The organism is Terricaulis silvestris, from assembly GCF_009792355.1.
In the GTDB taxonomy this organism is placed as follows: domain Bacteria; phylum Pseudomonadota; class Alphaproteobacteria; order Caulobacterales; family Aquidulcibacteraceae; genus Vitreimonas; species Vitreimonas silvestris.
This window is the reverse complement of sequence record NZ_CP047045.1, coordinates 1,795,916-1,821,065: the sequence shown is the minus strand read 5'-3', so window position 1 is coordinate 1,821,065 and position 25,150 is coordinate 1,795,916. Positions and strand designations below refer to the sequence as shown.

36 protein-coding genes, 2 tRNA genes, 1 pseudogene and 1 riboswitch are annotated in these 25,150 nt (G+C 62.5%); of the genes and pseudogenes, 3 read left to right on the top strand and 36 right to left on the bottom strand.

What is annotated here, in order from left to right; genetic code table 11:
• Positions 1-32: 32 nt before the first annotated feature.
• The 8 genes from DSM104635_RS09260 to DSM104635_RS09225 form a co-directional block, all read right to left on the bottom strand.
• Positions 33-500, bottom strand: coding sequence for an SRPBCC domain-containing protein (locus DSM104635_RS09260; protein ID WP_228445995.1), 468 nt, complete (start codon positions 498-500; stop codon positions 33-35).
• Positions 497-832, bottom strand: a complete 336-nt coding sequence (locus DSM104635_RS09255; RefSeq protein ID WP_158765924.1) for an ArsR/SmtB family transcription factor — start codon at positions 830-832, stop codon at positions 497-499. The genes DSM104635_RS09260 and DSM104635_RS09255 overlap by 4 nt, the downstream gene beginning before the upstream one ends.
• Complete coding sequence (locus tag DSM104635_RS09250; protein WP_158765923.1) at positions 829-1,296, bottom strand: VOC family protein; 468 nt, start codon at positions 1,294-1,296, stop codon at positions 829-831. The genes DSM104635_RS09255 and DSM104635_RS09250 overlap by 4 nt, the downstream gene beginning before the upstream one ends.
• A gap of 113 nt (positions 1,297-1,409) precedes the next feature.
• A complete protein-coding gene (rplQ, locus tag DSM104635_RS09245) occupies positions 1,410-1,829 on the bottom strand; it encodes a 50S ribosomal protein L17 (protein WP_158765922.1) in 420 nt (139 codons plus the stop codon).
• A gap of 11 nt (positions 1,830-1,840) precedes the next feature.
• The gene (locus DSM104635_RS09240; protein ID WP_158768052.1) at positions 1,841-2,860 is read right to left on the bottom strand and encodes a DNA-directed RNA polymerase subunit alpha; all 1,020 of its coding nucleotides are present in this window, start codon (positions 2,858-2,860) and stop codon (positions 1,841-1,843) included.
• A gap of 58 nt (positions 2,861-2,918) precedes the next feature.
• Complete coding sequence (rpsK, locus tag DSM104635_RS09235; protein WP_066774332.1) at positions 2,919-3,308, bottom strand: 30S ribosomal protein S11; 390 nt, start codon at positions 3,306-3,308, stop codon at positions 2,919-2,921.
• A gap of 12 nt (positions 3,309-3,320) precedes the next feature.
• A complete protein-coding gene (gene rpsM, locus DSM104635_RS09230) occupies positions 3,321-3,701 on the bottom strand; it encodes a 30S ribosomal protein S13 (RefSeq protein ID WP_158765921.1) in 381 nt (126 codons plus the stop codon).
• Between the two features lie 129 nt (positions 3,702-3,830).
• On the bottom strand, positions 3,831-4,274 hold the full coding sequence (locus tag DSM104635_RS09225; RefSeq protein WP_158765920.1) for a winged helix-turn-helix transcriptional regulator: 444 nt from the start codon (positions 4,272-4,274) through the stop codon (positions 3,831-3,833).
• A gap of 47 nt (positions 4,275-4,321) precedes the next feature.
• Between DSM104635_RS09225 and DSM104635_RS09220 the strand changes: the two genes are divergently transcribed.
• Complete coding sequence (locus tag DSM104635_RS09220) at positions 4,322-4,885, top strand: NADPH-dependent FMN reductase (RefSeq protein ID WP_158765919.1); 564 nt, start codon at positions 4,322-4,324, stop codon at positions 4,883-4,885.
• A gap of 155 nt (positions 4,886-5,040) precedes the next feature.
• On the opposite strand, the gene DSM104635_RS09215 is transcribed toward DSM104635_RS09220, so the two are convergent.
• The 26 genes and pseudogenes from DSM104635_RS09215 to tuf form a co-directional block, all read right to left on the bottom strand.
• Entirely contained in the window at positions 5,041-5,604 is a 564-nt protein-coding gene (locus DSM104635_RS09215; RefSeq protein WP_158765918.1) for an adenylate kinase, read from the bottom strand.
• Positions 5,601-6,956 (bottom strand): preprotein translocase subunit SecY, encoded by a 1,356-nt coding sequence (secY, locus tag DSM104635_RS09210; RefSeq protein WP_158765917.1) that lies wholly within the window; start codon positions 6,954-6,956, stop codon positions 5,601-5,603. The genes DSM104635_RS09215 and secY overlap by 4 nt, the downstream gene beginning before the upstream one ends.
• A 66-nt stretch (positions 6,957-7,022) precedes the next feature.
• Entirely contained in the window at positions 7,023-7,508 is a 486-nt protein-coding gene (gene rplO, locus DSM104635_RS09205) for a 50S ribosomal protein L15 (RefSeq protein WP_158765916.1), read from the bottom strand.
• Between the two features lie 30 nt (positions 7,509-7,538).
• Entirely contained in the window at positions 7,539-7,751 is a 213-nt protein-coding gene (gene rpmD / locus DSM104635_RS09200; protein WP_158765915.1) for a 50S ribosomal protein L30, read from the bottom strand.
• A 3-nt stretch (positions 7,752-7,754) separates the two neighbouring features.
• Positions 7,755-8,483 carry a 30S ribosomal protein S5 gene (rpsE, locus tag DSM104635_RS09195; protein ID WP_158765914.1) on the bottom strand — a complete coding sequence of 243 codons (729 nt, stop codon included), beginning with the start codon at positions 8,481-8,483 and terminating at the stop codon, positions 7,755-7,757.
• 10 nt (positions 8,484-8,493) lie between these two features.
• Positions 8,494-8,850: a 50S ribosomal protein L18 gene (rplR, locus tag DSM104635_RS09190; RefSeq protein WP_158765913.1), complete on the bottom strand. Its 357-nt coding sequence runs from the start codon at positions 8,848-8,850 to the stop codon at positions 8,494-8,496.
• A gap of 3 nt (positions 8,851-8,853) precedes the next feature.
• Positions 8,854-9,387 (bottom strand): 50S ribosomal protein L6, encoded by a 534-nt coding sequence (gene rplF / locus DSM104635_RS09185; protein WP_158765912.1) that lies wholly within the window; start codon positions 9,385-9,387, stop codon positions 8,854-8,856.
• A 1-nt stretch (position 9,388) separates the two neighbouring features.
• The gene (rpsH, locus tag DSM104635_RS09180; protein WP_158765911.1) at positions 9,389-9,784 is read right to left on the bottom strand and encodes a 30S ribosomal protein S8; all 396 of its coding nucleotides are present in this window, start codon (positions 9,782-9,784) and stop codon (positions 9,389-9,391) included.
• 13 nt (positions 9,785-9,797) lie between these two features.
• Positions 9,798-10,103, bottom strand: a complete 306-nt coding sequence (gene rpsN / locus DSM104635_RS09175) for a 30S ribosomal protein S14 (RefSeq protein WP_158765910.1) — start codon at positions 10,101-10,103, stop codon at positions 9,798-9,800.
• Between the two features lie 46 nt (positions 10,104-10,149).
• On the bottom strand, positions 10,150-10,680 hold the full coding sequence (rplE, locus tag DSM104635_RS09170; protein ID WP_228446041.1) for a 50S ribosomal protein L5: 531 nt from the start codon (positions 10,678-10,680) through the stop codon (positions 10,150-10,152).
• Positions 10,681-10,807: 127 nt separating this feature from the next.
• A complete protein-coding gene (rplX, locus tag DSM104635_RS09165) occupies positions 10,808-11,137 on the bottom strand; it encodes a 50S ribosomal protein L24 (protein ID WP_158765908.1) in 330 nt (109 codons plus the stop codon).
• Positions 11,137-11,505 (bottom strand): 50S ribosomal protein L14, encoded by a 369-nt coding sequence (gene rplN, locus DSM104635_RS09160; protein ID WP_158765907.1) that lies wholly within the window; start codon positions 11,503-11,505, stop codon positions 11,137-11,139. The genes rplX and rplN overlap by 1 nt, the downstream gene beginning before the upstream one ends.
• A gap of 4 nt (positions 11,506-11,509) precedes the next feature.
• A complete protein-coding gene (gene rpsQ, locus DSM104635_RS09155; protein ID WP_158765906.1) occupies positions 11,510-11,749 on the bottom strand; it encodes a 30S ribosomal protein S17 in 240 nt (79 codons plus the stop codon).
• A 3-nt stretch (positions 11,750-11,752) separates the two neighbouring features.
• Positions 11,753-11,968 (bottom strand): 50S ribosomal protein L29, encoded by a 216-nt coding sequence (rpmC, locus tag DSM104635_RS09150; protein ID WP_158765905.1) that lies wholly within the window; start codon positions 11,966-11,968, stop codon positions 11,753-11,755.
• On the bottom strand, positions 11,968-12,384 hold the full coding sequence (rplP, locus tag DSM104635_RS09145; protein ID WP_158765904.1) for a 50S ribosomal protein L16: 417 nt from the start codon (positions 12,382-12,384) through the stop codon (positions 11,968-11,970). The genes rpmC and rplP overlap by 1 nt, the downstream gene beginning before the upstream one ends.
• Before the next feature lie 6 nt (positions 12,385-12,390).
• Positions 12,391-13,200 (bottom strand): 30S ribosomal protein S3, encoded by an 810-nt coding sequence (gene rpsC / locus DSM104635_RS09140; protein WP_158765903.1) that lies wholly within the window; start codon positions 13,198-13,200, stop codon positions 12,391-12,393.
• Complete coding sequence (gene rplV, locus DSM104635_RS09135) at positions 13,200-13,598, bottom strand: 50S ribosomal protein L22 (protein WP_158765902.1); 399 nt, start codon at positions 13,596-13,598, stop codon at positions 13,200-13,202. Before rplV ends, rpsC begins: the two co-directional genes overlap by 1 nt.
• Before the next feature lies 1 nt (position 13,599).
• Positions 13,600-13,878: a 30S ribosomal protein S19 gene (gene rpsS, locus DSM104635_RS09130; RefSeq protein WP_158765901.1), complete on the bottom strand. Its 279-nt coding sequence runs from the start codon at positions 13,876-13,878 to the stop codon at positions 13,600-13,602.
• Positions 13,879-13,882: 4 nt separating this feature from the next.
• Entirely contained in the window at positions 13,883-14,719 is an 837-nt protein-coding gene (rplB, locus tag DSM104635_RS09125; protein WP_158765900.1) for a 50S ribosomal protein L2, read from the bottom strand.
• Entirely contained in the window at positions 14,719-15,015 is a 297-nt protein-coding gene (locus tag DSM104635_RS09120; protein ID WP_158765899.1) for a 50S ribosomal protein L23, read from the bottom strand. The genes rplB and DSM104635_RS09120 overlap by 1 nt, the downstream gene beginning before the upstream one ends.
• The gene (gene rplD, locus DSM104635_RS09115; protein WP_158765898.1) at positions 15,012-15,716 is read right to left on the bottom strand and encodes a 50S ribosomal protein L4; all 705 of its coding nucleotides are present in this window, start codon (positions 15,714-15,716) and stop codon (positions 15,012-15,014) included. Before rplD ends, DSM104635_RS09120 begins: the two co-directional genes overlap by 4 nt.
• 17 nt (positions 15,717-15,733) lie before the next feature.
• A pseudogene (gene rplC, locus DSM104635_RS09110) lies at positions 15,734-16,531 on the bottom strand (50S ribosomal protein L3); the annotation flags it as partial.
• Positions 16,532-16,535: 4 nt separating this feature from the next.
• Positions 16,536-16,850 (bottom strand): 30S ribosomal protein S10, encoded by a 315-nt coding sequence (gene rpsJ, locus DSM104635_RS09105; protein ID WP_066774278.1) that lies wholly within the window; start codon positions 16,848-16,850, stop codon positions 16,536-16,538.
• Between the two features lie 404 nt (positions 16,851-17,254).
• Positions 17,255-18,292: a GIN domain-containing protein gene (locus DSM104635_RS09100; RefSeq protein ID WP_158765897.1), complete on the bottom strand. Its 1,038-nt coding sequence runs from the start codon at positions 18,290-18,292 to the stop codon at positions 17,255-17,257.
• A 457-nt stretch (positions 18,293-18,749) separates the two neighbouring features.
• A complete protein-coding gene (locus DSM104635_RS09095) occupies positions 18,750-20,690 on the bottom strand; it encodes an alpha/beta hydrolase family protein (RefSeq protein WP_228445993.1) in 1,941 nt (646 codons plus the stop codon).
• A gap of 192 nt (positions 20,691-20,882) precedes the next feature.
• Positions 20,883-22,073, bottom strand: coding sequence for an elongation factor Tu (tuf, locus tag DSM104635_RS09090; RefSeq protein WP_158765896.1), 1,191 nt, complete (start codon positions 22,071-22,073; stop codon positions 20,883-20,885).
• A gap of 142 nt (positions 22,074-22,215) precedes the next feature.
• Positions 22,216-22,421, top strand: a riboswitch (cobalamin riboswitch).
• A 147-nt stretch (positions 22,422-22,568) separates the two neighbouring features.
• Between tuf and DSM104635_RS09085 the strand changes: the two genes are divergently transcribed.
• On the top strand, positions 22,569-24,434 hold the full coding sequence (locus DSM104635_RS09085; RefSeq protein ID WP_158765895.1) for a TonB-dependent receptor domain-containing protein: 1,866 nt from the start codon (positions 22,569-22,571) through the stop codon (positions 24,432-24,434).
• Positions 24,435-24,501: 67 nt separating this feature from the next.
• Positions 24,502-24,702: a dodecin family protein gene (locus tag DSM104635_RS09080; RefSeq protein WP_158765894.1), complete on the top strand. Its 201-nt coding sequence runs from the start codon at positions 24,502-24,504 to the stop codon at positions 24,700-24,702.
• Positions 24,703-24,801: 99 nt separating this feature from the next.
• Here DSM104635_RS09080 and DSM104635_RS09075 read toward each other — a convergent pair.
• Positions 24,802-24,875: transfer RNA gene (locus DSM104635_RS09075), tRNA-Gly, on the bottom strand.
• A 33-nt stretch (positions 24,876-24,908) separates the two neighbouring features.
• Positions 24,909-24,994 (bottom strand) — tRNA-Tyr (locus DSM104635_RS09070).
• Between the last annotated feature and the right edge of the window lie 156 nt (positions 24,995-25,150).

The window sequence follows — 25,150 nt, the reverse complement described above, 5'->3', positions numbered from 1 at the left end:
CGTCGGTGGTATTCGGGAACTGCGGAGAACCCTTAGGCGCCCAGTGTTTCATTCAAGGCGGCCAGCAAGGCGCGCCAATGCTCGGCCAGCCGCATCTGCGTGGCGGCGAGCGGAAAGCCGTGGCGGGCCGCGTGATCCTCCGGGATTGCGTCCCAGCCGCGATGCTCGACGGTGACGCGGGTTTGCTGCTCAAGCGCTTCAAATCGGACATCGACGTGCGTGACCTGATCGGGCGTGAATGTCGCTTGGCGCCAGGTGAAAGCAAGACGTTCGCCTGGTGCCCAGATTGTGACGCGGCCAATCTCGAAGTCCTTGCCGTTGGGCAGCGTCGTGACGAGGCGACCGGTCTCGCCCGGTTCGAAGCGCAATTCGCCGTCGCCGCGCGGCGTGAGCTGGAATAAGCCGCTGGGGCGCCACCATGCCGCGATCTCTTGGGTGAAAACGTCGAACGCTTCTTGAGGCGTCGCTTTCACGCGAAGGGATACGACAACGGCGCTCACTTCCGCTTCTTCTCCACGTGCGTTTTGAAAGACGAGAGTTGATCGGCCCAAAGCCGCTCGGTGTCGGCGAGCCATTTCTTCAGATCAGCCATGGCGCCTTCCTTCAGCGTGTAGATGCGCACGCGGGCGTCGAACTCTGGATGGGATTCCTCCACCAGGCCGCTTTGCTTGAGCGTGCGCAGATGTCGGCTCATCGCCGGCGCGGGCAAACCGAGCGCATCGGCCAGCTCTCCCGCCCGGCGCGGGCGCTGGCCGAGCAACTCCACCGCGCGCCGCCGATGCGGATCGGCGAGCGCGGCGAGCGTTTTGTCGATGCTGCGCCCTGCGCTCACAGGCGCGTTTTCGTTTTGAGGCCGGTCGCCTTGTCCCACGCTTCGGGACCGACTTCCTCGATCGTGACGCCGAAGGTCCAGATGTGGCCCTCGCTGTCGCGCGCGCGGTAGGTGCGGTCGCCGTAGAATTGCGTGCTGGGCTCCTGCATGATTTCCGCGCCCGCCTTGCGCGCGTGCTCGCAATGGGCGTCGATGTCTTCGCCGCGGGCGAGCTGGACGTGCACGGTCTGCGTATTCTTGCCGTCCACCGATTTGGGGCTCTTGTGATCGGCGCTCCATTCGTTGCCGATCATGACGACGCTGTCGCCGTACTTCATCTCCGAGTGCGCGAGGTTGTCGTTTTCATCCAGGATCACCAGGAGCGGTTCGAAGCCGAACGCCTGTTCCAACCAGCGGAACGCAGCCTTGGGATCGAGGTAGCAGACGGCGCTGGAGAGGCCCTTGGGGCGATACAAGTCCGACATTGACGATCTCCTTCGCTGTTCCGGCAATATTTCTACTTTCGGCCAACTATCGAGTCAAACAAAAACGGGCCGCCCGCGAGGACGGCCCGTTGGAACTTGTGGGCGCGAAGGGCTCAGCCTTCGTCGGTGTAGATCGCTTCTGGGCGCGGGCCGCTGTCTTGGCCACGGGCCGCTTCGTCGCGATCGACGAACTCGATCACCGCGAGCGGGGCGTTGTCGCCGTGGCGGAAGCCCGCTTTCAGCACGCGGGTGTAGCCACCGGCGCGGCTGCCGTAGCGCGGGGCCAGCGTGTCGAACAGCTTCTTGGTTTGGGTCTCGTCGCGCATGCGCGAGAGCACCAAGCGGCGCGATCCGAGGTCGCCCTTCTTCGCCAACGTCACCAGACGCTCGACGACGGGGCGGAGCGCCTTCGCCTTCGGCAGCGTGGTCACGATCTGCTCGTGCTTGATCAACGATGCCGCCATGTTGGCGAACATTGCCTCGCGGTGAGCCGACGTGCGGTTGAGTTTCTTATGTCCAGAGCCGTGACGCATGGCGCACTACCTTAAATTTGATCTTCGTACTTCTTGGCGAGGTCTTCGATGTTGTCCGGCGGCCAGTTCTCGACAGCCATGCCAAGGTGAAGGCCCATCGAAGCGAGCACTTCCTTGATCTCGTTCAGCGACTTGCGGCCGAAGTTCGGAGTGCGAAGCATTTCGCCTTCCGACTTTTGGATCAGGTCGCCGATGTAGACGATGTTGTCGTTCTTCAAGCAATTCGCCGAACGTACCGAAAGTTCGAGTTCGTCGACCTTCTTCAGAAGCGCCGGGTTGAACGGAAGATCGGGCTTCTCGCCGCCTTCCTTCTTCTGCTTAGGCTCTTCGAACGTGATGAAGGTTTGTAGCTGGTCTTGCAGAATGCGCGCGGCGTACGCGATCGCATCTTCAGGACGGACAGCGCCGTTGGTTTCGACTTCGATGATGAGCTTATCGTAGTCGAGCACTTGGCCTTCGCGGGTGTTCTCGACGCGATAGGCGACGCGGCGAACCGGCGAGTAGATCGAGTCGATCGCGATCAAGCCGATCGGCGCATCGTCCGGACGGTTCTGCTCGGCGGGGACGTAGCCTTTGCCGTTGTTGATCGTGAGCTCCATGCGGAGGTTCGCGCCGTCATCGAGCGTGCAGATGACGAGATCAGGGTTCAGGATTTCCATGTCGGAGACGGTCTGAATGTCCGAGGCCTTCACTTCGCCCGGGCCGACCTTGGTCAGCATCACGCGCTTGGGGCCTTCGCCGCGCATGCGGATGGCGACCTGCTTCAGGTTCAGCACGATATCGGTGACGTCTTCGCGCACACCTTGGATCGAGCTGAACTCGTGCACGACGCCGTCGATTTGCACGGATTGAATGGCCGCGCCTTGCAGCGACGACAACAGCACGCGGCGAAGCGCGTTGCCAAGCGTGAGGCCAAAGCCGCGCTCGAGTGGTTCAGCGATCAGCGTGCCGCGGCGCGCGGGATCGAAGCCGTGCTCAACAGCGGGCTTCTTCGGGCGGATCAGTTCTAGCCAGTTCTTTTCAATCGACATCATTCGGTTTTCCAATCAGAGGCGCAGCGGATTCATCGCGCGCCCAACGGAGAAGGCTTTAGACGCGGCGACGCTTCGGCGGACGGCATCCATTGTGAGGTATCGGCGTCACGTCGCGGATCGACGTCACGGTGAAGCCCACCGCCTGCAGAGCGCGCAGCGCGCTTTCACGGCCCGAGCCCGGACCCGACACGTTCACTTCGAGCGTGCGCATGCCGTGCTCCATCGCCTTGCGGCCCGCATCTTCGGCGGCGACCTGTGCAGCGTACGGAGTCGATTTGCGCGAGCCCTTGAAGCCCATCGTGCCGGCGCTCGACCAAGAGATGGTGTTGCCCTGTGCATCCGCAATCGTGATCATCGTGTTGTTGAACGACGCATTCACGTGGGCCACGCCCGTGACGATGTTCTTGCGCTCGCGCTTTTTAACGCGGGTGGATTCCTTAGCCATTGCGGCGTGTCCTTACTTCTTGGTCGCTTGTTTCTTGCCGGCGATCGGTTTCGCCGGACCTTTGCGCGTGCGCGCGTTGGTGTGCGTGCGCTGACCGCGAACCGGCAGGCCGCGGCGATGACGCAGACCGCGATAGCAGCCGAGATCCATCAGGCGCTTGATGTTGGTGGAATTCTCACGGCGGAGGTCGCCCTCAACCGTGTAATCCTTGTCGATGGTTTCGCGGATTTGAAGAATTTCCGCGTCGGTCAATTCGCTGACACGACGTTCTGGCGCGAGGCCGACCTTCTCGGTGATTTCCTTGGCGTGGGCTTTGCCGATGCCATGGATGTACTGCAGCGCGATGACGACGCGCTTCTGGGTCGGAATGTTTACGCCGGCGATACGAGCCATTGTGGACGTGCTCCAAAACGCAATAGGCACGACGCCGCCCGGCCGCCCTCTTAGCAAGGGGGGGCCGGTGGGGCATCGCGCGTTGGGTGTTCGCGAAGGGCGTGGTCTTAGACGGGGCGAAATGCCGCGTCAACCAGTCGAAACGCGTTGCTGTTGCGGCGTTTCCGCCGCCTCGGCAGCATCAAATCGGGCGCGGGCCGCCGTAATACAAGGGGTGTGCTCGATGGCCCACGCGCCGAGAGCTTGGACCGGGATAAGCAGCTCTTTGCCGAGGTCAGTCAGCTCATAATCGACCCGGGGCGGGACCGTGGGGGTGACGGTGCGCTTCACCAGCCCGTCCCGCTCCAGATTGCGAAGCGTGAGGGTCAGCATGCGCTGCGAGATGCCCCCAATCATCCGCTTGATTTCATTGAATCTTCTGGAGCCCTCGCCGAGCCTGGAAATGATCAGCACGCTCCATTTGTCGCCGATGCGCTGGAGGATGCCGCTGACCGCCCGGCAGTCGTGGGACTCAATGTCGGACACACGGGTGTGCTCTGGTGACGTCGCTGTGCGTTCTTGAGCGTCTTTCATAGGCACTCATATAGCCCTGGTTACTAACCGTTACTAGGGGAATGAAAATGACCGCCAAAGTCGCCGTGATCGTAGGGAGCCTGCGCAAAGGCTCCGTGAACCGGCAATTCGCCCAGGCGCTAGCCAAGCTGGCCCGCCCGAAGCTGGACCTGCAAATCGTCGAGATCGGCGACCTGCCGCTCTACAACGAAGATCTCGAGGCTGAGCCTCCGGCGAGCGTGGTGCGCTTCAAGCATCAGATTGAAAGCGCCGACGCCGTGCTGTTCGTGACGCCGGAATACAATCGCACTTTCTCGGGCGCCCTTAAGAACGCGATCGAGTGGGGTTCGCGGCCGTGGGGCAAGACCTCGTGGCCGGGCAAGCCTGGAGCAATCGTCGGCGCCACGCTGGGGACGGTGGGTACGGCGGCGGCTCAATCGCAGCTTCGCAGCGTCATTGCCCACATTGGCATTCCGTTGCTAGCCGGACCGGAGATCTATCTCAATTTCCGGCCGGACACGCTGAAGGACGGCGAGATCGCCGACGAAGGTTTCCGCACGCTGCTCACGGACTGGACCGCGAAGTTCGCGGATTGGATCGGACGACTGAAAGCGCCTGCGTTCTCGTTCTAATCGCTTCACCCTGCTCGGGCGAACTCCCCTCCACGCCCGAGCGCCGTGAGCATGAGCGCGGCAGCGCAAAGGCTGTGCGCGCCGCGAGACTCCTCCAAGGCTCTCGTGTTCATGGTCCCCGGCAGTGCGCCTCGCGCACGCCGGGGATGGGTGTTTTAGGCGTCGATGGCGCCGGCGATGCTGCGCGAGACGCTGTCGATATCGGCCATGCCGTCGACGCCGCGCATTTTGTTTTGGCGCTCGTAGTACGGCACCAGCGGTGCTGTTTGCGCGAGATAAGCGTCGAGCCGGACTTTGAAGCTTTCGGGATTGTCGTCGGCGCGGCCTTCTTCGGCGAATCGTTTGGCCACGCGATCGAGCAGCTTCTGGGAATCGACTTCGAGACGAACGACGCGGTCGATTTGCTTGCCGTGCTTGGCGAGCATGGCGTCCAGCGCTTCAGCTTGGGCGACCGTGCGCGGGAAGCCGTCGAAGATGAAACCTGGCGCGCTTTTGTTGTGCGCCAGCGCGTCTTCAATCAGCGCGATCACGATCTCATCGGACACCAGCGAACCGGAATCCATAATGGCGGCGACGCGCTGACCGAGTTCGGAGCCGGACTTGCGCGCGGCGCGCAGCATGTCGCCGGTGGAGAGCTGAACGTAACCCCGTTCCGCGGTGAGGCGCTTGGCCTGCGTGCCCTTCCCCGCAGCGGGTGGGCCGAACAGGATCAGATTCACTTCTTGATCATCCCGCCGCCGGTCGAGCCACGCAGCTTCGAGCGCTTGATCAAGCCCTCGTACTGGTGCGCGACAAGGTGCGACTGGATTTGCGCCACGGTATCGAGCGTCACCGATATGACGATCAAGATCGAGGTGCCTCCAAGATAGAATGGCACGCTGTAGGCGCTGATCAGGATCTCCGGCAACAAGCAGACCGCCGTGATGTAGAAGGCGCCGATCACAGTGAGGCGCGTCAGCACGTAATCGAGATACTCCGCCGTCTTCTTGCCGGGACGAATGCCGGGCAGGAAGCCGCCGTACTTGCGCAGGTTGTCAGCGGTTTCTTCCGGGTTGAACACGATCGACGTGTAGAAGAAGCAGAAGAAGATGATGCCGAGCGCGTAAAGGATCATGTGGCCCGGCCGGCCGTAGCCGATATAGGCCTGCATCGTGTTCACCCACTCGGGGGTGTCGGCGCCCATGCCCATAAACGACACCACCGTCGTCGGCAGCAGCAGCAGCGATGAGGCGAAGATCGGCGGAATGACGCCGGCGGTGTTGATCTTCAGGGGCAGGAACGAGCTTTCGCCCATAAACATCCGGTTGCCCTGCTGGCGCTTCGGATACTGAACCACGAGCCGGCGCTGCGAGCGCTCGATGAAGACGATGAACACTATGACCGCGAGCATCACCACAGTCAGGGCCAACAGCGCAAAGCCGTTGATGTCGCCGGCGGCGGCGAGCTGGAGCGTCTGCATGATGACGCGCGGCATCTCCGCGACGATGCCGGCGAAGATGATGAGCGAGATGCCGTTGCCGACGCCGCGCGCCGTGACCTGTTCGCCCAGCCACATCAGGAACATGGTGCCGCCCGTCAGCGTGATGACGGTGGAGGCCATGAAGAAGACGCCGGGATTGGCGACCACGCCGGGGCTCGAAGAAAGGCCGATCGAGATGCCGTAGGATTGGAAGATCGCCAGCAACAGCGTGAGGTAGCGGGTGTACTGGTTGAGTTGCTTGCGGCCGACTTCGCCTTCCTTCTTCAAGCGCTCAAGCGACGGGATCGATGTCGCCATCAGCTGCACGATGATGGATGCCGAGATGTACGGCATCACGTTCAGCGCGAAGATGGCCATACGCTCGATGGCGCCGCCGCCGAGCGTGTTCATCATGCCGAGGATGCCGCCGGCCTGGCTCTGGAACGCGGCGGCGAACGCCGCCGGATCAATGCCAGGGATCGGGATGAAAGTGCCGATGCGATAAACGACCAGCGCAATGATCGTGAACCAAATGCGCTTTTGAAGATCTGTCGCCTTCGCGAACGCCGCGAAGTTGATATTGGCGGCTAGTTGTTCTGCGGCTGAAGCCATGTGGGCGTGCTGCTCCGAATCTTGATCCCGGCGAGGCCGGAAAACTCCCCGTCCGGAGAGCGAACCTTAAGCGGCTGCTTCGTCCGCTGCAGGCGGATTAAGCAGCGTGACTTTGCCGCCGGCCTTTTCCACGGCGGCAATCGCCGCGGCGGAAGCGCCGGAAACGGTGATGTTCACTTTGGCTTTCAGCTCGCCGCGCGCAAGGAGGCGCACGCCGTCTTTCTTGCGGCGCAACACGCCGGCTTCCACCAGCGCGTCTTCGGTAATCTCGTCCTTGATATCGATCTTCTTGTTATCGATGGCGTTTTGCAGCGTCGTCAGGTTGATCCACTGATGCTTCTTGGGGTTCAGCGGATTAAAGCCGCGTTTCGGCATGCGCATGTGCAGCGGCATCTGACCGCCTTCGAAACCATTGATCGACACGCCGCGGCGGGACTTTTGCCCCTTCACGCCGCGCCCGCTGGTCTTGCCCTTGCCAGAACCGACGCCGCGTCCGACGCGCATCAGCTTCTTGGTGGAGCCTGGATTATCGGCCAGTTCGTTCAGTTTCATCGTACTTTGCTCCGACGGCTAGGCCGTCTCTTATTTCACGACTTCGACCAAGTGATGGACCTTGCGGATCATGCCTTGAATCGAAGGCGTGTCCTGGAGTTCAACGACTTGGTTCGCACGCTTCAGGCCGAGGCCCAGAAGCGTCTTGCGTTGATCGCCTTCGCGGCGGATCGGGCTGCCGATGCGGCGCACCTTGACAGTGGCGCCGCTCTTGGCTTTCGCGGTTTTCTTTGCGGTCGCCATCTATCAACCCTCCGCCGCAACTTCGCCGAGGCTCGCGCCGTCCTTACGGCGGCCGACGATGTCGGCGACCTTCAGGCCACGGCGGTTCGCGACTTGGCGCGGCGAGCTTTGCTTCTTCAGCGCGTCGAACGTGGCGCGCACCATGTTGTAGGGGTTCGACGAACCCTTCGACTTGGCGACGACGTCGGAGACGCCCAGCACTTCGAGTACGGCGCGCATCGGGCCGCCGGCGATCAAACCTTTACCGGCGGGCGCTGCACGCAGCATGACTTTGCCAGCGCCCCAATGGCCGCTGCCGTCGTGGTGCAGGGTGCGGCCCTCGCGCAGCGGCACGCGGATGAGTGACTTCTTGGCTTCTTCCGTCGCCTTGCGGATCGCTTCCGGCACTTCGCGCGCCTTGCCGTGGCCAAACCCAGCGCGGCCCTTTTTGTCGCCGACGACGACGAGCGCGGCGAACGCGAAGTTCTTGCCGCCCTTCACAACCTTGGCGACGCGATTGATGGCGACGAGCTTGTCGACCAATTCGCCTTCAGCACGCTCTTCGTTGCCGCCGCGATTGCGGTCGTCACGGCGCGGGCCGCCACGATTGCCACCTGGGCCACCGCCACGTCCGCCGCCAGGACCACCACCGCCGCCCGGGCCACGACGCGGGCCGCGCGGGCCGCGCGCTGGGCGTTGCTGATCGGGGGCTGGCGCGTCGGCCGGCGGTCCGCCTGCTGTTTCGTCGGTCATCGCGTCTTCCTCAGAATTCGAGACCGCCCTCACGGGCGGCATCGGCCAGCGCTTTCACGCGGCCATGGAAAATGTAACGGCCGCGATCGAACACGACGCTCTTCTTGCCGGCCTTGATCGCGCGCTCGGCGATCAGCTTGCCGACGGCGGCGGCGCCATCCTTGTTCGAGCCTTTGGCCTTCACGGCTTCTTCGAGCGTAGAGGCCGAAGCAACCGTGACGCCCTTGATGTCGTCAATCAGCTGCGCCGAGATGTTCTTCGACGAGCGGAAGATGGACAGGCGCAAGCGGCCCTCGCCGGCGTTTTTCTTCACGCGGCTGCGGTTGCGTTGGGCGCGGCGGTCGGTGGGGTTGAGTTTCCGGACCATGGCTTACTTCTTCTTGCCTTCCTTGCGGCGGATTTTTTCGCCGGCGTAACGCACGCCTTTGCCCTTGTAGGGTTCGGGCGGACGATAGGAGCGGATTTCCGATGCTGCCTGGCCGACGGCTTGCGGATCGATGCCGCTGACCTTCACTTCGGTCGGCTTCGGCACCGCAATCGTGATGCCTTCCGGCGGGGTGTAGATGATCTCGTGGCTGTAGCCGAGCTGCATCTGCAAATTCTTGCCCTGCATCGCCGCGCGATAGCCGACGCCCGTCATTTCCAGGTTCTTTTCGAACCCCTCGGTGACGCCTTTGACGTTGTTGGCGATCACAGCGCGCGTGGTGCCCCACAACGCGCGAGCGCGGGCGGTTTCGTGACGCGGCTTCACCGTGAGCTGGTTGTCGCCGAAGGCGACTTCGACGTCGTCGTGCGCACGGAAGTTCAGCGTGCCCTTCGGGCCCTTTACACTCACCTCTTGGCCCTTCACCGAGATGGTGACGCCATTGGGAGCCGGGATCGGTCTTTTACCGAGGCGGGACATCTTAGTAGACCTCGCAGAGGATTTCGCCGCCGACGTTGGCGTCGCGCGCGGCGTTGTCGCTCATCACGCCCTTCGGCGTTGAGATGATCGAAATGCCGAGGCCGTTGCGGACCAGGCGAAGATCTTTGATCGACGAATAGACGCGGCGGCCGGGCTTCGACACGCGCTGGATCTCGTGGATCGCGGGCGCGCCTTCGAAATACTTCAGCTCGACCTCAATTTCCTTGTGACCTTCGTTTTCGATGTCACGGAAATCGCGGATGTAGCCTTCGTCCTTCAGCACCTGCAGCACGCGGGTGCGCAGGGTTGAAGCCGGCGTCGACAGCTTCGAGCGGCCGCGCATCTGGGCGTTGCGGATGCGGGTGATTAGATCGCCGATGGGATCGTTCAGATTCATCTGATGTGTCCCCTTACCAGCTCGACTTGATCATGCCGGGAATCTGGCCCTTGGAGGCCAGATCGCGCATGGCGATACGCGAGAGCTTCACCTTCCGATAAAAGCCCCGCGGGCGGCCCGTCAGTTCGCAACGGTTGCGATAGCGGGTCGGCGACGAATTGCGCGGCAGCTGCGCGAGCTTCAGGCGCGCGGCGAAACGCTCTTCCAGAGGAAGCGCTTCGTTCAGCGCGAGGGCGCGCAGCTTGATGCGGCGCGCGGCAAACTTCTTCGCCAGGCGTTCGCGCTTCTTGTTGCGTTCGATAGAACTTGTCTTCGCCATACTTCTCTACTCTCCCGATGCGTTCTGGGGTGGATCGCTTTCGCAATCAGTTCCGGAACGGGAAATCGAACTCTTTCAAAAGGGCCTTGGCTTCAGCATCGCTGCGCGCGGTCGTGCAGACGACGATGTCCATGCCCCAAACCTGATCGATCTGGTCGTAATTGATCTCCGGGAACACGATGTGTTCCTTGACGCCCAGAGCGTAGTTGCCGCGGCCGTCGAAGCTCTTGCCGTTCAGACCGCGGAAGTCCTTCACGCGAGGCAGCGCGATGGTGACGAGGCGGTCCAGGAATTCGTACATCTGGTCCTTGCGGAGCGTGACCTTCGCGCCGACCAGCATGCCTTCGCGAAGCTTGAACGCCGCGATCGACTTCTTCGCCTTCGTCGCCACCGGCTTTTGACCGGCGATCGCCGTCAGCGCTTCCATCGCGGAAGTGAGCTTCTTGGAGTCAGCGGTAGCTTCGCCGACACCCATGTTGATCACGATCTTCTCGAGACGCGGGATCTGCATCGGGTTCGTGTACTTGAACTCTTCTTTCAGCTTGGCGCGAATCTCAGCCGTGTAACGCTGCTTCATGCGCGGCGTGTAATCGGCCGGCTTCGGCGTGCGCGCCTTCTTCGGCGCGGCGGCCTTCTTGTCGGCAGCGGCTTTACGCTCAGCTTTGGCGGCAATGTTCGCCAGCTTTTGAGCTTCTTTTGGGTCCTTAGACATCGATCTGCACCCCAGAACCCTTCGCGACGCGAACCTTGCGCTTCGAGGCGCCCTCGCCCACGAACTTGTAACCGACGCGCGTGGCTTTGCCGGTCTTCGGATCGCGCAGCGCCACATTCGAAATGTGGAGCGACGCTTCCTTGGCGATCACGCCGCCTTGCGGATGAGCGACGTCAGGCTTGGTGTGGCGCTTGGCCATGTTCACGCCTTCGACAACGACGCGCTCGTCCTTCGGCATCACCTTCAGGACTCTGCCGGAGCGGCCCTTGTCCTTGCCGGCGAGCACGATGACGACGTCATCTTTCTTAATGCGGGCGGCCATTAGAGGACCTCCGGAGCGAGCGAGATGATCTTCATCTGGTTCTTGGCGCGAAGCTCGCGCGGAACCGGTCCGAAGATCCGGGTGCCGATCGGCTCGCCCGTATTGTTGATCAAAACAGCGGCGTTGGAATCGAAGCGGATGGTCGAGCCATCCTTGCGCTTGATGTCCTTCGACACGCGCACGACGATCGCCTTACGGACATCGCCCTTCTTCACGCGGCCGCGCGGCATCGCTTCTTTCACCGAGACGACGATGATGTCGCCCACGGTGGCGTAGCGGCGCTTGGAGCCGCCAAGCACCTTGATGCACATGACGCGCTTCGCGCCGGAATTGTCGGCGACCTCGAGGTTGGTTTGCATCTGGATCATAGAATTATGCTCCGACGCGCCCCACCACTTCCCAGCGTTTCAGCTTGGACTTGGGTGGGCATTCTTGGATGCTGACCTTTTCGCCGGTCTTGAAGGCGTTCTGCTCGTCATGAGCATGGAATTTCGCAGACCGGCGGACGGTCTTCTTGAGCAGCGGGTGCAGATAGGTGCGTTCCACCTGCACGACGACGGTCTTGTCGCCTTTGTCGCTCACGATCGTTCCGGTCATTACACGGCGCGGCATGTCTTAAACCTTCGCTTTCGGTGACTTTTCGCGCAGCACGGTCTGCACGCGCGCGATGGCGCGGCGGACTTCGCGAATGCGCGATGACTTTTCGAGCTGACCGGTGGCTTGCTGGAAGCGCAGGTTGAACTGCTCCTTCTTCAGCGAAGCGAGCTCATCCTTGAGCCGGCCTGCATCCTTGTCGCGGATGTTCTTGATGTCGTTCTCGGCGGATTTCATCAGAGCCCCTCCATCCGGGCGATGATCTTGGTGCGCACCGAGAGCTTCGCGGCGCCGAGGCGCAGTGATTCACGAGCGACCGCTTCCGGCACGCCGTCGACTTCGAACATGATCCGACCAGGCGCGACGCGCGCGGCCCAGTATTCGACAGCGCCCTTGCCCTTGCCCATGCGGACTTCGACCGGCTTTTGCGACACCGGCACGTCCGGGAAAATGCGGATCCAGACGCGGCCTTGGCGCTTCATTTCGCGCGTGATGGCCCGGCGCGCGGCTTCGATCTCGCGTGCGTTGACACGGTTCGGCTCGAGCGCCTTCAGGCCGTACTCTCCGAAATTGAGAGCGGCGCCGCCTTTGGTGTTCCCTTTGATGCGGCCCTTATGGGCGCGCCGGAACTTTGTCTTCTTCGGCTGCATCATGGCGGATTATGCCTCCCCTTCAGGGGCGGCGTCGTCGGCGCCACGCGGCGGACGACGGCCACGACGCGGGCGGTCAGCGCCCGGGCGATCATCGCGCGGCGGACGCGGGCCGCGATCATCGCGGTCACGGCGCTCACGGCTTTCGCCGCTCTCCATCGAGCGCTTATCCTGCGCCATCGGATCGTGTTCCATGATCTCGCCTTTGAAGATCCAGACCTTCACGCCGATCTTGCCGTAGGCGGTGTCCGCTTCGACGAAGCCGTAATCGATGTCGGCGCGCAGCGTATGCAGCGGCACGCGGCCTTCGCGGTACCATTCCATACGCGCGATTTCCGCGCCGCCGAGACGGCCCGAAACGTTGATGCGGATGCCTTGCGCGCCCAAGCGCATGGCCGACTGCATCGCGCGCTTCATGGCGCGGCGGAACGCAACGCGGCGCTCGAGCTGCTGGGCGACGCCTTCGGCGACGAGCATCGAGTCGGTTTCGGGCTTGCGGACTTCAACGAGGTTCAGGTGCACTTCGGCGCCCGGCGCCATGCGCGCCAGTTCCTTACGCAGCTTCTCGATGTCGGCGCCCTTCTTGCCGATGACGACGCCAGGCTTCGCGGTGTGAACCGTGACGCGGCACTTCTTCAGCGGACGCTCGATGATGATCTTCGAGATGCCGGCGGCCTTCAGCTTTTCGCGCACGAACTTGCGGATCGCGATGTCCTGATGGAGCAGCGTCGAGAATTGGGCGCCGCTCGCGTACCAGCGCGAGTCCCAGGTGCGGTTTACGCCGAGGCGCAAGCCGATCGGATTGACTTTCTGACCCATCAGGCAGCCTCAGCTTTTTCGGGCTGCTTGGTCGTATCGCGCAGCACGATCGTGATTTGGGAGAAGAGCTTTTCGATGCGAACGCCACGGCCGCGGGCGCGGGCGTGCATGCGCTTCATGGTGATGTTCTTGCCGACGTGCGCTTGCGTAACCACCAGGCCATCAACGTCGAGGCCATGATTGTTTTCAGCGTTGTCGATTGCCGAGTTCAGGCACTTCAGCACGTCCTTGGCGATGCGCTTCTGGCTGAAGCGCAGCTCGTTGACGGCCTTTTCAGCCGACAAGCCACGGATCGATTGCGCGACCAGATTCAGCTTTTGCGGGCTGATACGGAGCGTGCGCAACACGGCGCGCGCTTCGTTCGTCGCCTGCTTCGGAGGAGATTTAGGCTTGCTCATCTCACTTCCTCTTGGCCTTCTTGTCGGCGCCGTGGCCGAAATAGTTACGCGTCGGCGCGAACTCGCCGAGCTTGTGGCCGACCATGTCCTCGCTCACGAGCACCGGCGTGAATTGCTTGCCGTTGTGAACTTGGAACGTGAGGCCGACGAATTGCGGCATGATGGTGGAGCGGCGCGACCATGTCTTGATGGTCTCGCGACGGCTGCTGCCCGAAGCCTTCTCGGCTTTCGAGAGCAGATAACCGTCGACGAACGGGCCTTTCCAAACAGAACGCGGCATTCGGTTAGCTCACTTTCTTCGAGTGACGACGACGGATGATCAACCGATCCGACGGCTTGGTTTTGCGGGTCTTCGGACCGCGCGTTTTCTTGCCCCATGGCGTGACCGGGTGACGGCCGCCGGAGGTCTTGCCTTCACCACCACCGTGGGGGTGATCGACCGGGTTCATGGCGACGCCGCGCACGCTGGGCTTGCGGCCCAACCAGATGCCGCGGCCAGCCTTGCCCCAGACTTCGTTCATGTTGTCGGGGTTCGACACGGCGCCGATCGTGGCCATGCAAACGTCTTGGACCATGCGCACTTCGCCCGAGGCCATGCGGAGTTGGGCGTAGCCCGTGTCGCGGCCGACGACTTGCGCGTAGGTGCCGGCCGAACGCGCCATCTGGGCGCCTTTCAGCGGCTTCAGTTCGATGTTGTGCACGATGGTGCCGACCGGGATCGACTTCAGCGGCATCGCATTGCCCGGCTTCACGTCGACTTTTTCGTTGGCGATGATGGTGTCGCCAGCCTTCAAGCGTTGCGGCGCGATGATGTAGCTCATCTCGCCGTCAGAGTACTTGATCAGCGCGATGAACGCCGTGCGGTTCGGATCGTACTCGAGACGCTCGACCGTCGCTTCAACGCCCCACTTACGGCGCTTGAAGTCGATCTTGCGGTACGTCTTCTTGTGGCCGCCGGCGTGACGGAACGCGGTGACGCGGCCAGCATTGTTGCGGCCGCCTGATTTGGTCAGGCCTTCGGTCAGCGCCTTCACCGGCTTGCCTTTGTGCAGCTCGGCGCGATCGACGATCACGAGCTGACGGCGACCCGGCGAGGTCGGGCGGAATTGCTTAAGCGCCATTACGAGAGCCCCGTGGTCACGTCGATGGAGTAACCGTCGAGCAGCGTGACGACCGCGTTCTTGTGGTCAGAGCGCTTGCCCGCCGTGCCGCGGAAGTTCTTGGTCTTGCCTTTGCGGACGATGGTGTTCACCGCGCCGACCTTGACCTTGAACAAAGCTTCAACGGCTTCCTTGATGTCTTTCTTCGTCGCGTTCAGCGGCACGCGGAAGACGACCTTGTTCTGCTCGGAGAGCAGCGTGGCCTTTTCCGTGATCACCGGCGCGAGAATGGTGTCGTAGTGTTTGATCGCGGTCATGCCGCGGCTCCTTGCTCAGCGGCTTTCTTCTTCGCCGGGGCGCGCTTCTTCGGCGCGGCATCGGCTTTGCCGGTCTTGTCCTTGAAGCGTTCGTGGATGGCGTCGACAGCCTCCTGCGTCAGCACCAGCTTGCGGGCGCGCAGGATGTCGTAAACGTTGAGACCAGCGTTCGGCAGTACGTCGACGTACGGGATGTTGCGGGCGGCGCGGGCGACGCCTGCATCAACCGAAGCGCCTGCGATGAAGAGCGCCGTTTCCAGCTTCAGATTGCCGAGCGACTTGCGGAGGGCTGCAGTCTTGCCGTCCTTCACCGTGAGCGCGTCGATCACGACGATGTCGCCAGCGTTGGCCTTGGCCGAGAGCGCGTGACGCAGTGCGAGCGCGCGGAATTTCTTGGTCAGGTCGTGCGAGTAATCGCGCGGCAGACGGTTGTGAGCGTGACCACCGCCGCGGAAGATCGGGGCGTTGGCAGCGCCGTGACGCGCCTGGCCCGTACCCTTTTGCTTGTAGAGCTTGGAGTGCGAAACGGAGACTTCGCCGCGGCTTTGGGTTTTGTGCGTGCCGGCGCGTCGCTTGGCGAGTTGGTACTTCACCATGCGATGCAAAATGTCGGCGCGGATTTCCTTGATGCCGAAGATGGCGTCGTCGAGATCGACGGAGCCAGCCTTCTTGGCGTCGAGGGTTTGAACGTCGAGTTTCATCGGAGCCCTCACTCAGCCGCTTGCGCTTGGATCAGACCCGCCGGCTTCGGCGCGTCCTTTGGCAGCGCAGCCTTGGCGGCGTCGCGCACTTCAACCCAGCCATTGTCGGCGCCGGGCACCGAGCCCTTCACAAACAAAAGCCCGCGCTTTGCATCGACGCGGACGATTTGCAGATTCTGCGTGCTGACGCGTTCGTCGCCGAGATGGCCGGCCATCTTCTTACCTTTGAAGACCTTGCCCGGATCTTGGCGCTGACCGGTCGAACCGTGCGAACGGTGCGAGACCGAGACGCCGTGCGTGGCGCGCAGGCCGCCGAAGTTCCAGCGCTTCATGGCCCCGGCGAAGCCCTTGCCGATCGAGACGCCTGCGACATCGACCTTTTGGCCGACAACAAAATGGTCGGCGCTGATTTCGGCGCCGACCGGCAGGAGGTTGTCTTCGCTGACGCGGAATTCGCGGATGATCGCCTTCGGCTCAATCTTGGCGCGCGCGAATTGGCCACGGATCGCCTGGCTCTTGTTCTTTGCTTTGGTGGCGCCGGCGGCGAGCTGTACGGCGTTATAGCCATCGCCCTTCGCTTCGCGCGCGGCGGGGGTGCGCTTCTCGTTCTTGCGCGACTTCTTCGGCTTCAGCGCAACCGCTTCGCCCGAAGCGTTTTTGTACTCTTCGGCGTTTACGGTGCGACGGCCAACGACTTGGCAGCCGGCGAGATCGAGAACGGTGCACGGGGTATGCGCGCCGTCTTCGCCGAAGACGCGCATCATGCCGACCTTGCGCGCGATGACGCCGGTGCGACGGGAGGGTTCTTTAGCCATCGGATCAGCCCAGAACTTGGATTTGCACATCGACGCCGGCCGACAGATCGAGCTTCATCAGCGCGTCGACGGTTTGCGGCGTCGGTTGAACGATATCGAGCACGCGCTTGAACGTACGGATTTCAAATTGCTCGCGGCTCTTCTTGTCGACGTGCGGCGAGCGGTTGACGGTGAACTTCTCAATACGCGTCGGCAGCGGCACGGGACCGATCACGGTCGCGCCAGTGCGCTTTGCCGTCGACACGATCTCCTTTGCGGAGAGATCGAGCGTGCGGTGATCAAAGGCTTTCAGCCTGATCCGGATATTTTGCTGCATCATCGCCAAACTTCCCGATCTCAATTCCCTAGCGCCGCGACTTGCATCGCCGGACGCAGAACACGGCGGCGAGCTCATTTGAGCTGCCGACGAGAAAAACGCCGCCCGAACCGGACGGCGCTCAAAAGACGTTGGGATCGCAAAAAACGCTGCGAAGCAGGGCATTCGGCCCTGATTTGGATCGCCACTCGTGGGGATCGCTGCCGCGTTAGCTGCGAACCGCGTCTAAGCCAGAGCTTACAGCCGGTTCGAAGGGGCGTGTCCTACAGAGGCGTTAGACCCCCGTCAAGGCTCGTTTCGCCCATCGCAGCGACGCTTTTGCATGGGCGTCATCCTTGCCGCGATAGGCTCTTGGCGCCGTGGTTTTTATACGCGCGGAACCTCATGTCCCGCGCGTACGACCACCTTCAAGGTGTCGGCGCGGCCGGTGCGGCCGGCGGCGCGGGCGGTGCGCTTCTGGCGCTGCCGGTAACCGTGACGCTGCCGGGGCCGGCGATGTCCTGCTGCAGGCTGCCGGTGACGGCTTGGACCGTGACCGAGCCCGGGCCGGCGATATCGACGTCGAGGTCGCCTACCGTGCCCGCCACGTCGATGTCGCCCACGCCCATGATGGACACGTTCATGGTTGCGATGTTGGCGGCGATCTCCAGGTCGCCCGAGCCGGCCATGTCGATCTCGGCGGTCCCGATCGAGCCACCGTTAATGCGAATCTCGCTGGCGCCGGCGGCGTCGGTAGAGAGATCGCCAGTCAGGGAGGCGATGGTCACGGTGGCGGCGCCCGAGATATCGAGGTCCGCGCCGGCGGAGATCGCGCCCAAGGTAATATCGCCTGCACCGGCCACATCGGCGCTCACGTGGCGCGCAGCGCCAGCCGTGACTTCGCCAGCGCCGGCGATATCCAGGTCGAGATCACCGGTGACATCGCCGATACGGGCCGTGCCGCAACCGCTGAAATCAAGGGAAACGCTCTCGGCGGCGCCGATCTCGGTGTTGCCGGCGCCGCTGCGATCCACATCGAGCGCGCGCGGGGTGCGGATGGTGATGCGGGGGAGCTGGTTTTGGGCCACGTCGCCGTAGCCGCGCAACGAGAGGCTGTCGCCGTCGCAGCCATGAATGCGGCCGCGCAATTGGCCGTCAATGATGAGGTTCTCGCCCTCGACGCCGACCGTGGGCATCGGGGCCAGACCGGCGGAATTGTCGATCTCGACTGAGAAATCGGTCCGGTCCTCGGGGATTATGGTGACGTTCGCGGCGGCTGAGCGAATATCCAAATACGTGCCGGCAAAGGTCTGCGCCGCCATTGTGCCAGGCGCGAGCTCGACGACCGGCGAGATGCCGCGCCCATCGGCATCCATGTGAAAGTCGAAATTCGAGCGGCCAAACATGGCCCAGAGGCCCATGAGAATAGCGATCGTCACCGCCGTGATAAAGACAAACCGTTCCATCCACGTCTCCCTCGCGCCGCTGAAACGGCGTCCATTCCCCTGAAGGATGCACGCGCGACGGCGGCCGGATGCAGACTACCGCTAGAACGTAAAAGGCCGCCTCGAAAGGCGGCCTTTTCTAAACTTTTGACGCTTGATCAGCAGATCCAGCACGGACCCGGGCCGATCGAGCTCACGGCCATAACCAGCAGAGAAGCCAACACGAAAAATTTCATACCCGTCTCCCTCACAAAACACGACGCCCTGGGGTTTGGCTCACCCCTTATTTGCGCCACGATGGGAACTCTAGCGCATGGTTAATGAAATGGAAATGGTCAGCGAAGGCCTAGGCCAAAAGTTGGTCTACGGGCTGTTGTGAGGAACTCGCGTGTGCACTGCGGCAAAGAAAAAGCTCCCTGATCTTGCAATCCGGGAGCTTTGACTTGGCGCTAGTCTTCGGACCGCAATAACTGCGACCTCAGTTCGGCGGATTGTGCCGCTCCAGGAATGCCAGCGCGGCGCTCATGGTCTGCATGCGGGTCGCTTCTCGGGAGAGCCAGTGGTCCTCTTCGCGGAGGGTCACGAGTTCGACGGGCTTGCCGGCGCTGCGCAGCGCCCGCTCCATCCCCGCGCTGTGAGAGAACGGCACGACGGTGTCGTCGCGACCATGGATGAGCAAGACCGGCGCACTGGCGTTCCCTGCGTGGCGGACCGGCGAGATCTCGTTCAGCAGCGGATCGTTGAGGTTCGAGAAGCCGATGTAGCGTTGCCAATAGAGATATCTGTCGGACTCGCTTGAATTACGCCGGACGATCCAATCCATAAAATCGCGGACGTCAGCGACCGGCGCGATGGCGACCGAGCAGCGATAGACGCCGCTTTGTAGCGTGACACCTGCGAGCGCAGCGTAACCACCATAGCTTGCGCCCATGATGCACACACGGGACGCGTCAATCATGCCCCGACCGGCGAGATAGGTGACGCCGTCCGAAAGATCGGTCTGCATCTTGCGGCCCCATTCGCCGTACGCCGCTTCAACAAACGCGTTGCCGAAGCCCTCGGAGCCGCGGAAGTTCGGTTGCAACACGGCGTAACCACGTGACGCCAACGACTGCGCAATCCAATCGAAGCCCGCGATGTCGCGCGATTGCGGACCACCGTGCGGCATCACAACAAGCGGAAGGTTGGTCGGATCGCGGCCCGGCGGCAGCGTGAGATAGGCTTGAATCTCCAAGCCGTCCGCCGCGCGGTAGGTGATCGAACGCACTTCCGCGATGTCAGCCGGCGTAAGATCGGGCCGCGTGCGCCCGATCTGGGTCATGCGACTGCTAGCGGCGTCATACATGATGTAGTTGCCGGGGTAGCCCGTGCCCTCGACGTAAACGATGACCCGGCTGAAATCAGGCGTGTTCGATTCAATAGAGATTTGGCGATTTGGAAACACGGCGCGGATTCGCTCCCAAGCGGCCGCGCGATTTGAATCGGTAAAATTGTAGCGCGTGTAGACACCGTTCTCGGCGTAGCCGACCATGCGCTGACTCTCGTTATATAACACCGCGACGTCATTCGGCGGCAAAATCGGCTCTCCGAACTGCCCGGTCTGCATCGAGAGCGGCGTTGGGCGATAGACTTGGTTGGTGCTGTCCCAAAGGTCGACGATCAGCGACTGACCGTCCGCTGTTAGCCCTCCCAGATAGGGGCTTTCGAGCGTATCGCGCACGCGATGCACAACGCGCATCGAACCGCCAACGCGGGCTTCAAGCGACCATTCGCGAGTGTCATAGTCGAAGTTCTGCCGCGCAAGCAGCGTGCCGTCCGGCTGAACCAGGAAGTTGTGCGCGCTTTTCGAACCCATTTGGTGCTGGTGGGTTTCGCCATCGTCGAGATCGACGCGGATCAGATCAAGACGCCAGTCGCCGCGCGTCTGCGGCTCATCGTGTATCGCTTCCACGTACATCACCGGGTCGCCATCGTGCGTGCCATAAGAGGGCCAACCTGCCAGCACTGTCGCGTAGGTGGTCGAACCGCCGGCCCGCTGCATAAGCTGAACGGCTTGCCCGGTGCGAATATCCAAGCTGACCGCCTGATATAGTTCACCGACGAACGTCACGTAGGGAATGGCGGTCGTGCTGGAGACGATGATGACGACGTGATTGGGGCTGCCCCATTCAACGTCGCGAATCTTGGCGTCGCCAAGGTCAAGCACGGCGAGCGCGGCGCCATCGCTCAATTGCTGGACCATCACGCGAAGCTGACCATCGCGCGAAGTGACGTAAGCGACGTTTTGCCCGTTGTCCGAGAGCCGGACGTTCGACATTGCCGGCAGACGGCTGTAGGCCTCTATCGGCGCAGCTGACGCGGTGATGCACACGCCGAGCGCCATAATCCCGGCCAGAGCGGCCAGAACGCGGTTTCTCATGACTTCCCCCGTTCTCACGCCGGAGCAGCTTCCGGCGACCGCACACGCGGCCTGGAACTATGGGGCACAATTAACACCACGCATTGCACGCGCCAAGGCGCGCACGCACGACGGACAGCTGCTGCGCTGCAACGAAAAAGCCCCGGAGCGAACTCCGGGGCTTCTGGGATGTCAGTTTGTGACGCTGAAGGCCTAGTCGACGATCTTGGCCACGACGCCCGAGCCGACCGTGCGGCCGCCTTCGCGGATGGCGAAGCGGAGGCCTTGGTCCATGGCGATCGGGTTGATGAGCTCAACCGAGATCTTCACGTTGTCGCCCGGCATGACCATTTCGACGCCTTCCGGCAGCTGAACGATGCCGGTCACATCAGTGGTGCGGAAATAGAATTGCGGACGATAGTTGGTGAAGAACGGGGTGTGACGGCCGCCTTCTTCCTTCGTCAGAACGTAGATCTCCGCTTCGAACTTCTTGTGCGGCGTGATCGAGCCCGGCTTGGCCAGAACCTGGCCGCGCTCGACGCCTTCACGATCGATGCCGCGCAGCAAGGCGCCTATGTTGTCGCCGGCTTGGCCCTGGTCGAGCAGCTTGCGGAACATTTCAACGCCCGTGCAGACCGACTTCACGGTCGGACGGATGCCGATGATCTCGATTTCCTCGCCGACCTTCACGATGCCCTTTTCGACGCGGCCCGTGACGACCGTGCCGCGGCCCGAGATCGAGAACACGTCTTCAACCGGCATCAAGAACGGCAGGTCGAGCGGACGCGCCGGCTGCGGGATGTAGGTGTCGACAGCGGTCATGAGGTTCATGATCGAGTCTTCGCCGATTGGCGCGTCACGGCCTTCAACGGCGGCCAGAGCCGAGCCCTTCACGATCGGAATGTCGTCGCCCGGGAAGTTGTAAGACGTCAGCAGCTCGCGGACTTCCATTTCGACGAGGTCCAGCAGTTCCTGGTCGTCGACCATGTCGACCTTGTTCATGAACACGACCAGCGCCGGCACGCCGACCTGACGGGCGAGCAGGATGTGCTCGCGCGTTTGCGGCATCGGGCCGTCGGCGGCGGATACGACGAGGATGGCGCCATCCATCTGAGCGGCGCCGGTGATCATGTTCTTCACGTAGTCGGCGTGGCCGGGGCAATCGACGTGGGCGTAGTGGCGCGCCTTGGTCTCGTACTCGACGTGCGCCGTGTTGATCGTGATGCCGCGGGCCTTCTCTTCTGGCGCGGCGTCGATGTCGGCGTAGGACATGGCCTTTGCGCCGCCGGTCTTGGCCAGCACCATAGTAATGGCCGCTGTGAGCGTGGTTTTGCCGTGATCGACGTGGCCGATCGTGCCGATGTTGCAGTGCGGCTTGTTCCGCTCAAACTTTTCCTTGGCCATTGTGAGGTCCTGTCTCTCCGGCGTCCAAAAATGCTAGTGCGACGCTTCGGCCCGGCCGAAGCGCGCGTAAGGTGCGGGTCTTTAGCCGTCGCGCCGCTCACGTCAAGCCCTGGCGCACCTTGGCGGGCCGATCCGGCGCGGCTAAACGTCTTAGCGCGACGGTCGTCCGATGAGGACGCGAAATGGGAACGCGGTGCGGGGATCACAACCCCAAATCCGCGGCTGTGCCCGCAACTGTAAGCGGCGAGCTGATCCGCCATCACGCCACTGGGTCCGAAGGACCTGGGAAGGCGGCGGAAACGCGATCGAGCCGTGAGCCAGGAGACCTGCCGTCGCACGTCGCTCGTTCGCCCGGCCGGGATTCAGCCGTCGAACCGGATGTCTCCGCAGCAGCGACGCGGGCGGCCCCGCGCAAAGAATTCGTTCTTTGGGCCCCGCTTGTCGCTGCTTGGCGTGTCCTTGGGGACGAGACGCGCCGCTTAGGGGGATGATCCCATGCGTAACATACTCAAGGCCGCGCTATTTGCGGCCACAGCCTTCATCACGTCGCCCGCATTTGCGCAGGAGACAGACATCGTCGTCACCGCGACGCGTGAACCAACCGAGGCGTCACGTCTCCCCGCCCGCATTGAAGTCGTCGATCGCGCCGACATTGAAGCACGCGGACTTGTCACTCTGGTTGACGCGCTCGGCGCTCAGGCGGTGCAAAGTGGCGGCGCAGGCCAGCAGACCTCTGTGTTTTTGCGCGGCACAAACTCGAAGCATGTGCTGGCGCTGTTCGACGGCATCCGTCTGAACGACGCTTCGAGCCCGTCATCCGCGTACGATTTCGGTCAGGACGCACTCGGCGCGCTTGAGCGCGTCGAAGTGCTGCGTGGCCCTGCATCGGCAATCTACGGATCTGACGCGGTCGGTGGCGTGGTGAACATGATTACGCGTCGCGGCGGCGAGACGCCGTTCGAACCGTTCTTGGAAGCCGAAATCGGTTCGTTCGGAACCTTCCGCACTTTGTTGGGCGCGGCGGGCGGCGGCAGCGCCACGTCTTACGGCGTAAGCGTCGAGTTCTATGACACCGAGGGCTTCGACAATGTGCCCGAGCGCTTCCCGCTCAGCACAGGCGACAAAGACGGATCAACACTTTCGACGTTTACCGGTACGGCCCGCCACGAAGCTGGAAACTGGGGTTTCGATGTGTTGGCGCGGTATCGGGAGTCTGTATCTGAATACGACACGCTGGGCGGCGGCCCCGGCTTCGACCAGCGCGCCGATGATCCGGATCTCGGCAACGAACAGGAGCAGACGGTCTGGCGGCTGGGCGGCGACTACACCCTCAGTGACGCATTCAATGTGCGACTGTCTGGCGGTGAGGTTTCACTCGATCGCGCAGAGCGGGACGGCGGCTTGCAGACATTCTCTGCGGCGTTTGATCGGCAATTCGCTGACTTGACGGCGCACTATGACCTCACTGGCGGATCGCTCAACGGCGGGCTGTCATTCGAGAACAACACCATCGACAACGTCTCGCAATTCAATGACCCGCTCACAACTGACGAAGATCAAAGCGCCGCGTTCGTGATCGGACAGTTCGACATCGGTGAGCGCGTGGTGGCCACTGGCTCGGTGCGCGTCGATGACTACGAGGCGTTCGGCGCCCAGGCGACGTATTCGCTGGGCGCCGTCGCCACCTTCGATGCGTTCCGCTTGTTTGCTTCCTTCGGCGCCGGGTTCAAGGCGCCTTCTTTGAGCGAGCGCTATGAGACAGGCTTCTTCAACATCGGCAATCCCGATCTTGCACCGGAGGAATCCGAATCGTGGGAGATCGGCTGGGACTTCGATGTCTCGGAGGCGATCAGCACCGGCGCGTCTTATTATCAAACGCGCATCGACAACATGATCAATTATAGCTTTGGCGATCTGCAGAATATCAACATCGATGAAGCTGAGATCGACGGCGCCGAATTCTATGTCGACGTCGATGTGTTGCCTTGGGCCAACGTTCGAGTGGATTACGCCTGGACCGACGCACAGGATGGCGCAACGGGCGTGCAATTGTCGCGGCGCCCCGAGCATGGCGCGAAGCTTGAGACAACCTTCCGTCCTGCTGATCGTCTGAGCGTCGCCGTGAATTGGCGCTATGTCGGCGCGCGTAATGACACCGTCTACACGCCTACAGGTGTGTTCGCGGGCACAGCCGAGGTCGATTCCTACAGCGTCGGCGGCGGCAATGTGACGTTTGACCTAGACGACCACGCGGAACTTTTCGTGCGCGTCGATAACATCACGGATGAAGACTACGAACCCGTGGAAGCTTACGCCGGCGCGCCGCGCAGCGGCTTCATCGGTGTGCGCGCGCGGTTCTAACAGCGGCGGCGCTTGCATGCGCCTGCGGCAGGCCTAGCGTCCTCTTGTTGCAAAACAGGAGGACGCCATGGCTGTCGCCAAAGTGATCGAAGTCACCGCCGGTTCCGCGAAGGGTCTCGAAGACGCCATCGAGCAAGGCATGGCGAAAGCGTCGGACTCACTCGAGAACATCGAAGGCGCCTGGGTGCAGGACATCAAAGTCACCGCCAAGAACGGCAAGATCAGCGAATGGCGCGTGAATATGAAAGTGACGTTCGTGCTGAACTGAGCTGGATTGGCCTGCCATCCGAAGCTCGCGGGTGGGACGCGCAGTCCTCCTACGCCCAGCTTCGGAGGACATCCTACGCGCGCTATCGCGAGCGTAGGATGGAGCGGGTAGAGGGAATCGAACCCTCGTCTTCAGCTTGGAAGGCTGCGGCTCTACCATTGAGCTATACCCGCAACCGCTCTTGGTAGTGTCGTCGCTAGCACGGCTGGTGGAAGGGGCTGGATTCGAACCAGCGTACGCTCTCGCGGGCAGATTTACAGTCTGCTGCCATTAACCACTCGGCCACCCTTCCGGCCATGCTTCCGCGACCGGCAAAGCCTCTATAAGCAGAGCCCTCGTTTCGCGGAGCGCGTCCTATACCTAAGCCCCCACCCCCACTCAAGTCTGGCCGTGCACGGCCTATCAATCCGCTGCCGCGCCGCGAGTTTGAGGAAGAAACCGGCGGGCC